The 12,423-nt window shown below is 50.0% G+C and carries 12 protein-coding genes; 2 read left to right on the plus strand and 10 right to left on the minus strand.

Going from position 1 to position 12,423, the window contains the following annotated elements; all coding sequences use genetic code 11:
• Positions 1-3: 3 nt before the first annotated feature.
• The 4 genes from DW088_RS15020 to DW088_RS15035 form a co-directional block, all read right to left on the minus strand.
• A complete protein-coding gene (locus tag DW088_RS15020) occupies positions 4-945 on the minus strand; it encodes a class II glutamine amidotransferase (protein ID WP_118361820.1) in 942 nt (313 codons plus the stop codon).
• Positions 946-1,006: 61 nt separating this feature from the next.
• Entirely contained in the window at positions 1,007-2,038 is a 1,032-nt protein-coding gene (locus DW088_RS15025) for an amidoligase family protein (protein WP_118361822.1), read from the minus strand.
• 30 nt (positions 2,039-2,068) lie between these two features.
• Positions 2,069-2,356, minus strand: coding sequence for a DUF960 family protein (locus DW088_RS15030; protein ID WP_117489229.1), 288 nt, complete (start codon positions 2,354-2,356; stop codon positions 2,069-2,071).
• Between the two features lie 212 nt (positions 2,357-2,568).
• A complete protein-coding gene (locus DW088_RS15035; protein WP_118361824.1) occupies positions 2,569-2,904 on the minus strand; it encodes a helix-turn-helix domain-containing protein in 336 nt (111 codons plus the stop codon).
• A gap of 131 nt (positions 2,905-3,035) precedes the next feature.
• Here DW088_RS15035 and DW088_RS15040 point away from each other — a divergent pair, with 131 nt between their 5' ends.
• Both DW088_RS15040 and DW088_RS15045 read left to right on the plus strand, forming a co-directional pair.
• Positions 3,036-3,908, plus strand: a complete 873-nt coding sequence (locus DW088_RS15040) for a GTPase family protein (RefSeq protein ID WP_118361826.1) — start codon at positions 3,036-3,038, stop codon at positions 3,906-3,908.
• A 3-nt stretch (positions 3,909-3,911) separates the two neighbouring features.
• Positions 3,912-4,601, plus strand: a complete 690-nt coding sequence (locus tag DW088_RS15045; RefSeq protein ID WP_118361828.1) for a GTPase family protein — start codon at positions 3,912-3,914, stop codon at positions 4,599-4,601.
• 201 nt (positions 4,602-4,802) lie between these two features.
• Here the strand turns inward: DW088_RS15045 and DW088_RS15050 are convergent, their stop codons facing one another.
• From DW088_RS15050 to DW088_RS15075, 6 genes are all read right to left on the minus strand, one after another.
• On the minus strand, positions 4,803-6,179 hold the full coding sequence (locus DW088_RS15050) for an MFS transporter (protein ID WP_158574721.1): 1,377 nt from the start codon (positions 6,177-6,179) through the stop codon (positions 4,803-4,805).
• 1 nt (position 6,180) lies between these two features.
• Positions 6,181-7,962 (minus strand): alpha/beta hydrolase-fold protein, encoded by a 1,782-nt coding sequence (locus tag DW088_RS15055; protein ID WP_158574722.1) that lies wholly within the window; start codon positions 7,960-7,962, stop codon positions 6,181-6,183.
• A 257-nt stretch (positions 7,963-8,219) separates the two neighbouring features.
• Positions 8,220-10,685, minus strand: coding sequence for a GH39 family glycosyl hydrolase (locus DW088_RS15060; RefSeq protein ID WP_118361834.1), 2,466 nt, complete (start codon positions 10,683-10,685; stop codon positions 8,220-8,222).
• Between the two features lie 113 nt (positions 10,686-10,798).
• On the minus strand, positions 10,799-10,969 hold the full coding sequence (locus DW088_RS15065; RefSeq protein WP_118361836.1) for a helix-turn-helix domain-containing protein: 171 nt from the start codon (positions 10,967-10,969) through the stop codon (positions 10,799-10,801).
• Positions 10,966-11,220: a hypothetical protein gene (locus tag DW088_RS15070; protein ID WP_118361838.1), complete on the minus strand. Its 255-nt coding sequence runs from the start codon at positions 11,218-11,220 to the stop codon at positions 10,966-10,968. Before DW088_RS15070 ends, DW088_RS15065 begins: the two co-directional genes overlap by 4 nt.
• A 122-nt stretch (positions 11,221-11,342) precedes the next feature.
• A complete protein-coding gene (locus tag DW088_RS15075) occupies positions 11,343-12,422 on the minus strand; it encodes a hypothetical protein (RefSeq protein WP_118361840.1) in 1,080 nt (359 codons plus the stop codon).
• Position 12,423: the final 1 nt, after the last annotated feature.

Genomic DNA, 12,423 nt, shown 5'->3' on the forward strand with positions numbered 1-12,423 from the left:
CCCTCAGTACGCATAGAGCAGTTCGCCGGTCACTTCATGGAGCAGCGACAGGTCGTAAAGCATTTCCTCGATTTCCTCCTCCGAGCAGCCGTAGTCGAGCAATGCCTGCACTTCATCTGCGCGCACGCCAAACGCTTTGGCAACCGAGAACAGGTCATCATAGTTTTCCGGCGTGTCCTCATAGTAGTCGCGGTAATATGGAGAATAACGCCGCCACCAATGCTCATAACTGGTTTTCGGCGTAAATGCGCTTGTAGTCATACGTCCGGTGCGGTCGATTTTCAGAATTTCACCCTCCTTTGGCTCCAGAATGTCCGTTGGCGCTTTTAACCGCAGCTTTTTGATGGCCTTGCACAGGATTTGCTGTGTCGAGGCGTAAATAAGGTAGCCATCATAGAACATGACGCACAGCGGATTATCGCCAACTACGAACCAGATGGAGTTGTCCTTGTCCAGAACCGTGAAGACAAATGAATCCTCGACTGCTTCAGCCATGGATTGCAGGCTGTCAAAGTCGAGGGTTTTCTGCTGTTCAAGGAGCTGAACGGCAACATAGCTGTCCGTTTCCACGCTTGTCAGCGGAAGGTTTTCTTCTGCGCGCAGTTCCTTGTCATTCCAGAGCACGCCGTTATGCGCGAGAGCAAAGCTGTTGCCGTCAACGTGACCAAGGAACGGGTGATTATTCTGGTTAAACTGCGCATTGCCTTGTGTTGTCATGTGGGTATGCCCCATGACCACGTTTACACCGTGCGGAATGTGGATTTTCATTTTTCGAGCGGGAAGGGGGCGCTTGTAAATCCGCAGACGGTCATTAAAGTTGTACGTGACACCGGTCGCATCCGTGCCGCGGACTTGGCACTCACGCGCTAATGTGTTCAGGATTTTGTTCTTCGTGGAGGTACTCAGGCATTCTTTGAAATCAATTAAACCAAACAAACTGCACATATTATTCCTCCTCGCTTGCATTTACAGGTTCATTAACATAGAGACGGCGCTCCTTGAGATACTAGATCAGCTCCGGTTCGGTGATGTCGTCGAGAAAATCAAACCAGCTCATATCCTGAACCGTGGCGTCGGACATAGCAACAGCCACCTCAACCAGATGATTGACCATCTGCAAAGTCGCTTTTAAGGTATTCAGTTTGAGTGTGCCGCGAAACATTCGGATTTCCACGGTATCCGAATTGGTCAGGTTTACCGCCGTGTAGCGTCCGGCGCAGGAATTCTTTGCGTGGCTCATTTGCTCGGATGGCGTAAGGCGGATTCCATACCGTGCCGCCCAGCGATTCATCTGGGATTGTGTACGGCGGCTGAATCGCAAGAGTTCCGCCCAGAACTTTTCGACGAAGTACAAAAGCCGCGCAATCGCAGCTTCCTGCTGCTCGTAGGTACAGCCGAACGCCAAGCGGGAGATGTGAACGTGCAAGCCGCAAGTTCCTGCCGCATGGCTGAGATAGCCCATGCTCTGCGCCTTGCGGAGGACTTCCGCCCACGGCATTTCGTTCAAATGGTATTCCAGTGGCATAGGATGCGTTACGAGCTCCAAGCCTTCATCCAGACTGCCGTCTGTCTTGATGTAGAGGTTTTCTGCGTCCTTGTTCGCGATGTCGAGCAGCTTCTGCGCGTTGCTGTTTACCGTGCCGCCGTCATCGATTTCGAGCTCCACGCCGAAATGCCGCAGGCCCTTGCCATGAAACACAAGATCCGGTGTGTAATTGTACTCGTGTATAATGTTACAATGCTCATCCCAGCAGGATGCGCAGTAGGCGTTGTCGTCATTATCCCAATACGCGCGGTCACGATGAATAATGCGGTTGCAGTCTTCGCAGCGGACGTAGTATTCATCAAAGCAGTGGTCGCAGAGTGTGTGGGTATCGTCCTCGACGGCGTTTTCCTCGTAGACCCGCTCGGCACAGTGGTCACAGATTACGGTCAGGCGGTCGGCACAATCCTCGCAGAGCCAGTCGCCTTCCGCTTGATACATGTCTTCAATTGGGTATTCTGCACCGCAGTTTGCACAAATTCTCGTTTCGCTCATTGTCTGTTCCTCCATTTCGTTTGGTAAAACTTAATACTCTTCGGCAAGCAGCATAGTAGAATGCGTCAAATCGTCGATGACGAACACCTTCGCGTTTACGGCATCATCACACGGCACATCAAGCTCGTAGCGGTACGGCGGCTGCTCCTGCTTATGGACGATGTGCTGACCGGTTGGCGTTTTGGTAAGGATAAACACTTGCAGGTAATCCTTTCTCGGCACTTCCATCGTCAAAACCATGTGCCACATGAGGTTGATCAGCCACGATGGGATTTCATTCTCCACGCCACGTGTCAGGAATTTTTGATTTTCGAACATGTTTCTTCTCCTTTCCAGACAAAAATAGCTCCCAGAATATTTCCGGGAGCTGCTATTACTATAATATATATACAATTTTGAATGGAAAACAGATTGATTATTAAACCGTCAGGAGAGGACAACAGCTGTAACCAAAACATGAAATATCACAAAATAAGCGAGGTGGACAAATTATGTCCACCTCGTTTGTTATATTATAAGCAGAAAATTTCCTATTTCCCAATTGCCAGAACATTGCGGACGATTGTGTTGAGGCGCTCCAGATCGTCGAGCGGGAGGTCGCGTATCTGGTCGCACACCTGTGCGATGACGGCGTCCTTCGCATTATCCACCGGCTGCGGATCGGCAAACAGCTCCGCAAGTGAAATGTCGAGCGCCCGCACGATTTTCTCCAGCGTCTTGATGGTCGGACTTTTGAGTCCGCGCTCCAGATGCCCGAGAAAAGCCGGGTTGATCTCTGCCTGCAAGGCCAGTGTTTCCTGGCTCCAGCCGCGTAAATTTCGGAAATATCGAATTCGCTCGCCTACATTGACTTCGCAATACATCATCGTCACCTGCCCTTTGATACTAGGTTATCTTGACAATTAGTATTGCGCAAAACACTATGAGTATTGTATAATAATACCTATAGACAGCTTAACCTGCTGCTCATAGAAATCACGAAGGGAAGGAAACGATTATGAACAATCAGGATTTGTTTGAAAACCTGTCCAGGGAAGGTATTCAGACGACGGAAGAACAGCGCAAAAATATCAACCGACGCATCAATGAAGTGCTGAACTATGAACCTAAAGTTGGTGTATTTGGTAAAACCGGTGTTGGTAAGTCGAGCTTGTGCAACGCTCTGTTCGGTCAGGATGTATGTGAGATTAGCGATGTAGAGGCTTGTACGCGCAATCCGCAGGAGGTTCTGCTGCATATGGGCGGCAAGAAAATTACTCTGGTGGATGTCCCGGGTGCTGGCGAGAATGAAGACCGCGATCGCGAATACGCACAGCTGTACAGCAAAATTCTTCCGGAACTCGATGTAGCACTGTGGGTCATCAAGGCGGATGACCGCGCCATGTCTTCTGATGAGGCCTTCTTCAAGCAAATCGTTAAACCGCATGTTGAGCAAGGCAAGGTGTTTTTCTTCGTACTCAATCAGTGCGATAAAATCGAACCGTTCCGTGAGTGGAATGAAAGCGGCCATGAACCCGGTCCAAAGCAGCTTCAGAACATTCAGCGTAAGGTTACCGATGTAGCGACTCGTTTTTCTGTTCCGGAATCCAAGATTATACCGGTTTCTGCCTGTGAGAAGTACAATCTTGTCCGCTTGATTGATGAAATGGTATTTGCAATGCCGAAGGACAAGAAAATTACCATTGTCAACAGCGCTGCTCGTGAAAATGTTTCTGCTCAGGCGCAGGAAGACGCCAAGAAAGGCTTCTTTGAAACTGTAGGCGAAATTATTGAAAATGCTGTAGATAAGGGCGCGGAAGTAATCGGAAAGGTAATCGATGTTATCGATACCGCAAAAGACTTTATTCGTGATTTGTTCTGGTGGTTCTGATTGATGCAGATCACAATAACGCGCGAATATCATTTTGATAAGCTGTCTGCTCGTTTTCCCTTTTTAGAATACCTTCCAGAGGAGCTGCGCCGTCATTCGGGTCGCATATTTAACCGTGATGAACGTACAACGGAAGATTACCAGATTTTATTCATCGGGAAAAGCGGCTATGGAAAATCTTCCACTATCAATGCGCTGACCGGGCATAACGCAATGCAGACAAGTGATATAGAAGCCTGTACGAAAGATGCATTTACCGTAGAATACTCACTGAATGCGCAAAAGACACGTTATCTTTCCTTTTGTGACTTGCCGGGTATCGCCGAGTCCGAGAAAACAGACAACGAATATCTGGCACTCTACGAAAATATGCTGTACCACTGCTTTTGCATCGTCTATGTTTTACGCGCTGATATGCGGGATTACACGAGGGATTTGGCACTGTTTCGAGATAAACTGTCACCCTATCGCGCGAGAATAGTAATAGCTATCAACTGCGCAGATAAGGCGGAGCCGACATCTCGGGAAAGTACAGATTTGACTGGAGAACAGATTGATAATCTGGAACGCAAACGATCATCCGTCAGTCAGATTTTTCATATGCCCAAAGAACAGGTTATCTACTATAGTGCACGAGAACGAATTAATCTTGATGCGTTAATGCACCAGATTTATAATCGCATGACGATATAGCCTTTTCGCAGACGAGGGTGTGTCCAATAAATCCACGCACGGCAATGTTGTGCGATATCAGACGAGATTACCGTTCCGAAAATATTTCCAATATAAAAATAAACCGGCTCCCGGATGCCAGAGTGTGAACTCTGACGCCCGAGGGCCGGTTTTATTGAGGGGTGAAGAAAAGGTGAGCTATTTTGCAGGGAATTTGGCCAATCAGTCTGCCATAGTCTTGCGATGACGTTCTTCCAGCTCCTTCTGGATCTGCGGGAACTGCTTATCCAGCTTGAACAGCCATGCAAGAATGATCAGTACGAGGTAAATTGCAATTGGCGCCACGATGAAGATGATGCGGATGCAGCTTACCGCGCTTGCGGTCTGCACCTCGGCCATGCCGTTGTAGCCGCACATGGTAAGCAGTGCGCCGAAGGCTGCGGTGCCGAGACCACTGCCGATTTTCTGACCTACGCCATTAGCCGTAACGTTGATAGCCTGCGTGCGTACGCCGGTTTTCCATTCGCCGTACTCGACCGTATCAGCCAGCATGCCGTAGATAACGCTGCTGAACGCACCGAAACCGATGCCTCGTAGACCCATCGAGATAATGAACGGCACGCCGGATGCGCATACGAGAGAGATCAGCGAGCCGAGCAGCATGGATACACCGCTCAAGATTGCCAGCATACGCTTGGAAACGCCCTTGTCCAGCGCGATCGGCACGAGCAGCATGACCACAAGTGCGGGGAAATGGTGATACATGATGATGTTGCCGACTAGCTTCGCATCATTCAGAATATATTTTGCGTAATAAACGCCGACTGTCAGCGTGGTGACCTGATGAAGCACGCAGCAGAACTGCATGGCGAGAACAGAGAACCAGTATTTATTGTGCATCAGTGCCTTCAGACCGACAAGCAGCGGGACATCTTCGCCGTTTTCGCCGCCGCTGGTTACGGTCTCGCGGGTCGTCAGGTAAACGATGGCGAATACGATAGCTGCAATCGTGCCGAGAATAGCGGCGAGCTTGATCCATGCACGCTGACCGCCGCCCAGAGCTTCAATGATGTTCATGAATTTCAGGGAGAGAACCGTCTGCGTTGCTGCGGCAATGAAAAGACGCACAGCATAGCAGGAGGAGCGGCTGTTTCGGTCATTGGTCATATAAGTCGGCAGTGCGCTCATGGCTGCATTTGCCATGGTGTAGACAACACTCTGAATAACGTTGTAGGAAACAAAAATGTAGATGAGCTTGCCCCATTCACCACAGTCCGGTACGGTAAACATCGCAACATAAGAAATACCGAGAGGGATAGCGATGCGCAGGATCCACGGACGCGCCGAGCCGGATCTGGCATGCGTGTGCTCCACGATGTTGCCGGCGATGATATCGCTGAAGCCGTCAAAGATACGGCTGATCAGGATGATCGTACCGACCGATGCGGCGTTTACACCGATGACGTCCGTATAGAAGAATACGAGGAAGGAGCAGAAAATCGTGTACATCGGGTTGCAGGCAATTTCCGTAATGCCGTAGGAGATTTTTTCTCCTAATGAGATGATACGGTTGCTCTGATTGTTTTCAGTTTTCATCATATTATACCTCATTCTGACGATATACGAGCTCGCCGTTTATCCGCGAAAAATGAGAGAAAAACTCATTCCAGATACGGCGGGACATTTCTTCTGTGGTTGCGTGAGGCATATCCTGCACGCGGGTGAAGCCGACTAAAGGCATACCGTTTTTTCGGTAGATTAGATCATCCCAGCGATCTTCGTGCAGATGCCAACCGTCCGCCCAGTCTGAAACAGGCTCCATCTGGTTCAGTCGGAGCCATGCTTCGAGAGAATAGGCGGTACGGTTGCCATCGACAGGACGATCCGGCACCAGAAAGGCTTCTTCACTGCCGCCGAACATCCAGACCGGAAGTAGCGTATCACGCCGCGCCGCGACCTCGGGCAGCGATAGGGGTTCCTGCTCCAGTCCGCTGAACAGAATGCCTGAGCAGGGAGCTATGGCGGCGAAGCATTCGGGCATAGCGAGTCCGAGCATCTGCACCATCAGCGAACCGAGCGAGTGACCGGTTGCAAAAATTCGTGTGCGGTCTACAGGATAGTCTGCTGCGGTACGATCAATCAGATAACGGAAGAACGAGTATTCCTCCGGCTGTGTATCCTTGTGGAAGATGTTCCATGCAGGAAGCGGCAGATTATCACTGCTGCAATAGGCATTTTCCGTGCACATCTGGCCATATCCTGCGGTCGGATACACGACGATGAAACCGTTTTCTTCCGCTACACGATTCCAGCCGGAATGCTCCATATAAATCGCGCCGTTGCAGGTGTAGCCATGGCAGGCAAAGACCAGAGGTACAGGCTTGCCGGGCTGCTGCCGGACGCATTCGGGCACATAGGTATACCACTCGCGCAGCCAGCCGTCAATCTTTTCTATGTGATACTCCACATGGCGGTCACACAGCGGATCGGCATACATCCGGAGATTGCCGCCGGCGTCACCCATCCAGCGGCGGTGACGGCTGAGAAAACCGTTCCAGATACGGTGCAGCATGCTGTCGCCTGCCTGTTGTGCGCAGCCGGGCAGGCTGCTCTCCCATACCTCGTATGCCGCAATTTCGTTATTGTGCGGATGGGGAACGGCGGCGGTGCGGCGATACGCGACCGTATCGCCGGAAAGCTGTACACAGTGGTCGGCACATATGCTGTGTTTCCAGAAACGCAATGCTTCCGGAGACTGTGTGCGGTCAGAAATCATCCATACCGGCAGAGGAACATCGCTTTTCAGAACACCGCAGCGATGTGTGGTGTCCTCAAATCCATCAAGGTTTACACAGGCGTCCTGTGCTGCCTTCTGTACATAATCATCCGAAACCTCCGCATCAATGGTGCACAAACCCGCATATACCGCAGGGTTCCACATGGCTGACATCTGTGCGATCGCCGCGCCCTCTTCGCAACCGTATAGATACAGGGACGACTCGTGCACATTGAACCAGTGCCGGTCGCTCAGCTCGTGGAAAATCGCTTCTACATAGGCGACATCGCCGTCTGCGCAGCCGTACGCTTCTTCGGTATGCCAGATACCGTTCTGGGGTTCCAGAAAGAACAGAATAGGTCTGCTGCGTTCCGGCTCGGCTTCCGCAAGCCATCGCCAGTGCGTTTTGTTCAGCAGGTCGTCTGCCGTCCAGCCGTCGGGCGGCAGAATGAAAATACCTGCAGCGGCCTCGCGGCAGCCGTGCGGAATATGTACAAGATAACGGCGACGCTTACCATTCACTTCCACCCATCGTTCAAATGTACCCTGTTTTGCAACTTGCAACGGATGTGCGGCATCAAACGGGAGTGTTACGTTTTGATACATGATACCACCTTTTTTCTCTTTAACTTGCAGCGGTCCGGACATTGCTGATGATTTTATTATAGCGATTTATACGCATGGAGAAATACAGATTGTTTCATAAAAACACATTTTTCTTCACAGATTTTATGGACTTGACGGCAAATGAAAAATGTTTAGACAGAAACAGACTATTTATACGACATAAATTGTATAAAAAATCACACTGACAGATGCGATACATCAGATATCGCATCTGTCAGTGTGCAAGAGGAGTGTTTTCAGCTATTTAGTTCAATGGTGAAAAGCTGCACTTCGTGCATTTGAAGCTCGGTTTGCAGGTGAAATACACCTTGTGCATCCGGCATTATTAGTTCTGAACGATACGAGGGCTGTGCTGCAAGATGCAGTTGGCTGATGTCATCAACAGAAAGATCATTCGGTGCACCCCAGCGCAGCCATTGGTCAAAAGAAGATCCTTGCTCGCGGGTGATGGCCGAACGCTGTATCTGGTGAGGCTGCGGTGTCAGTCTGCTGATTTCAAGGTGTACCTCCATGACGTTATCCTCGCGGAACACACGGTATGCTTCCGCAGGCTGACTCAGGCGGCGGTAGCGGTGACGGTACAGACTATCGTAATCGCAGTAATGGAACAGGAGAATATGCAGTTGCGTGCGGCTGCGCGTTATGAGATACCAGTCGCCAGCGGCCAGCAGAGCATCTCCCATGCGGCGCAGAAGGCAGAGTGCCTGCCAGCCGGCCTTGGGCACGCCGTTATACGTGAAAAGGCCATAGCCACCGTGGAAAATATGTGTAAATGCACCGCGTTCCTCAATGAAATCCGTCAGTAGCCAGTAGCCGAATGCCTGAACGGCTGCGTAATTCTCGGCAATGCTGTGACACAGCCATGCCGCCTTATAACAGGTATCACCGGAAAGATCGCGCTGCCATATCGTCGAGTTACATTCTTCAAGCCAGATAGGGGTCTGCTCACGGTCAATGGCACGCAGGAGGTGGCACAGTCGGCCGCACAGATTGCGGGTAAAGTGGCGGTCGCCGCTGAGTGTTGTAGGCAGAAAATCCTGAGCCACAGAGGTGTGCATGAATTCTGCATCGGTTTCTACATTGTGATGCGGATAGTTCTGCGTGGTAATAAAGTCGGGAAAGCATCCGTTTTCCACAGTAAACCGAAAGAAATCCGGCAGAATATCGGCATCCCATGCGATGCTGGCAAAACCGCCCGGGCCGCCGAATTGAAGTCCGGGATCAACGGATTTCACAGCCTCCCAGCTGTTTCGGTAGTGCTCATAGTATTCTTCATAGGACACGTCGGTAAATACCGGCACATGAATACCCATGACGGTAAAACGCCATGTCCGGACGATTTCCTGTCCGTAGCGCGAGATCCAGTGACGGAGCGTCTGCACGATCAGAAAATGCCATTTTTCCGACTGTGCAGGAACGGAAAAATTGCTGATCCGGTTGAGAACGAAAATATCGTATTTTTTCAGAGCAGAAGGCATAAGACCCAGTTCGATATACAGTTTGAAACCTTGAGAGACTAGAAAATCGGTCAGCATATCCGCATAGAGAAAATTCGGCTTTGGCTGTCCTGCTTCATCTTCCTGATAGATCTGCATGTTGTCATCGAAAATGCCGTGAAATCGAATGTATTCAAAGCCGATGTCACGCTGAGCGCGGCTGATTTGCTGCTGCACAGCGGCCAGAAGTCCCTCGCGTGCATAGCCGAAGTTCAGCAATCTGCGCCACATTGGCTGCACCGACGTTCCGGTGTCGGCGGCACTGACCTTGCAGGAATAAACGGTTTTGCTCTGAGATGCAGGTGCATCTTCCAATGGCAAATAACGAAACAGAGATGAAAGATCGTTATCCTCGCTCTCTTTCGTGAATAGAAGTGTATTCTGCGACAGGGCTTTACCACGCTCGGCCTGCTGCTTTTCGAACTGCTTCGGTGTCAGACCGTACTGCTGCTTGAACTTACGGATAAAGGTTGATGTGTTTGGAAAACCGGTCCGCATAGCGGTTTCGGTGATGGAGGTGTGCTCCTCGCGGAGCAGTCTCAGTGCATGCTGTATGCGGAGATTGCTGATATAGTCCGTGATGGTTGTATGTAGATAACGGCTGAAAAAGCGAGAAAGGTAGTTAGGACTGACGTAGATCTGTTCAGCAAGCTGTGCGACTGAAATGTTTTCTGCCCAGTGATGATGAATGAAATTTAATACGTAAGTGATGCGGTCAATGGAAGCGTACGACAGCTGTTCGCTGCTGTTGTGTTCGATGCAGGGGAAACTGCTTTCCAGAAACTGAAGCAGAGCCATGACAGACTCATTCAGCCGCTGCCGAGAGCTTCGATTGAAATACAGACGTGCGGTCTGTGCCATCAGGCGGCGAAGTTCATCGCAGACAGTCTGCGGTGCGGTTTGCGCATCGACAGCTGTGCAGCTGCGGCTTTCGGTCAGACAGCCGGACAGGTGAATATAATCCTGCGGAATGGTCAGCATCAGTGCCCGGCTTCCGGAAGCACAGGAAACGCGGCACAGCTCCAGCGGATTGACCAGACAGAAGCCTGCCTGTGATAAAACTTCGCTTTGGCCGCGAAGAAGAACACTGACTGAGCCGTAAAGTACGAATATCAATCGTGCGCCGTCTCCCCATAACAGACTGGGTTGTTCCTCCCCGAGTAGAGTGAAGGTCAGTTCCTTTTCACTACTGAAATCCGGTGCCATACCTGATTGTCCTCCCTTATATCGTGTTGCCTTAACTATATCGTATTTTTTCGTCAGGGTCAATATGGGATGAATATGCGGTGTCGTGCAGCGAATTTTCCCTTGCTCATATATCAAATTCGCTCTTCGAAAAACTCCAGAATCCCCGCTTTAAGCACTCTCCACTCCCTGCCAACCTTCACGGCAGGGAGTTCTTCGTTTGCGATCATCTTGCGGACCTGCTGGCGCGTTGTTTTGAGCAGGGCAGCCGTTTCCTTGACGGTCAGAATTTCGTCATTTTTCATGCCCACGGGTCCTTCCTCGAATCGGGCTGCGACGAAGTGCGAGGCTGATTATACTGCTCCTTGTAGATAAAATTGTGCAGCTCTCGCACCAGAACCTTGCGGAATCCCCAGTTGCCGTACTGATCCTCCTGCGGCTGAATGCTGTACTTGTCCGCGCAGTGTTTGAGCTCCTGCTTGCTGATTTCAAACTGTCGGCAGACCTCGTCGATGGTATAAAACTCTTTCATTCCGCGATAATCCAGATACTTCATAAAAATCATCCTTTTACATATAAGATTTGACAGCACAGATCACAGTTCACCGCAATTCATGCCATCTTATATTTATGTTAGTGATTTCGTTTCAAAAAAGATAATCAAAACCCATGCCAATTTCATTGAAAAGGCATGGGTTTCGCAATTTGCAGAACAAATTTCAATTCTTCAATCTCTGATTTATCCTTCAATGTAATCGGCTGAATGCCAAGCTCCTTGAACTGCTTGCGCACAGTGCGCAGCTGATTTTCGGTGAGTTTACTGTTATACACAGCCTGTGCATAACATTTGCAGTCGGACAGCTTTTTGACAAGCAGACGCATATTTTTGCGAGTTGAAGCATGTTTCACGGTCTCAACCTTTGCCATGCAGTCCGAATACCGCACAAACGGCAGGTCTGCGTGCAGCATTTCCATATAAGAACGGATGGTGTCCTCGGACTCGTCCATGACAGTTTTCAGGATTTTCTTGTTGATGCCCTTAACCTGCTCAGACAGTCCGCGCTTGAACTTCGCGCCCGAGCGGGAGACCTCGAATCGCAGCATTGGTGCATCGTAGTTCTCGAGCAACTCCTCCTCCATCAGCTGAAATGTCTTGTCATAGACCGTCAATGCGGTCGTTTTGCAGCAAATCCGCCACGAATGTGCATTCTTTTTCTTATGATTGGAGAAAGTTTTATCGAATGTACACAGCTCGTATTTCTTCATATATGGACTACGGCGAACGACGCGCAGCGCCTCGTCAACCCAGTCCTGCGAATCGGGAAAGTAGTCCAGACAGCAGTCAATGCGTGAAAGCGTCAGCTGCTCAAAATTGCAGTTCAGACCGATTTTATGCAGCAGCTTGGTCATTTCCTTATCAAGCGATTTCAGCTGATTCTCTTTCGCTTGGAATACCTTCTTGGGCACATACTCTCCGTGCAGTAAAGTATGAGGATTGAGCCGAAAATGAATAAAAGATGCGAGATTTTTCGTTGTTTTATTCTTGCGGCGTACCTGCTGGTACAGATAAAGCACCACGCCCTGACCGCAGTAAGAGGTGCAGATATGCTTCGTCATGCCCTTGTCTGAATGATATGTCGTGTCCGGATAAAAACTGCCGGAATTCACACTTTTTAGATGCTGAAACACCTTGTTGAAGTCCTTCTTAGACACTCTGTGAAATAATTCGATCGTGTGGATGCCATAGCGAAAGTCCATT

The organism is Butyricicoccus sp. AM05-1, from assembly GCF_003474415.1.
GTDB lineage: Bacteria > Bacillota > Clostridia > Oscillospirales > Butyricicoccaceae > Agathobaculum > Agathobaculum butyriciproducens.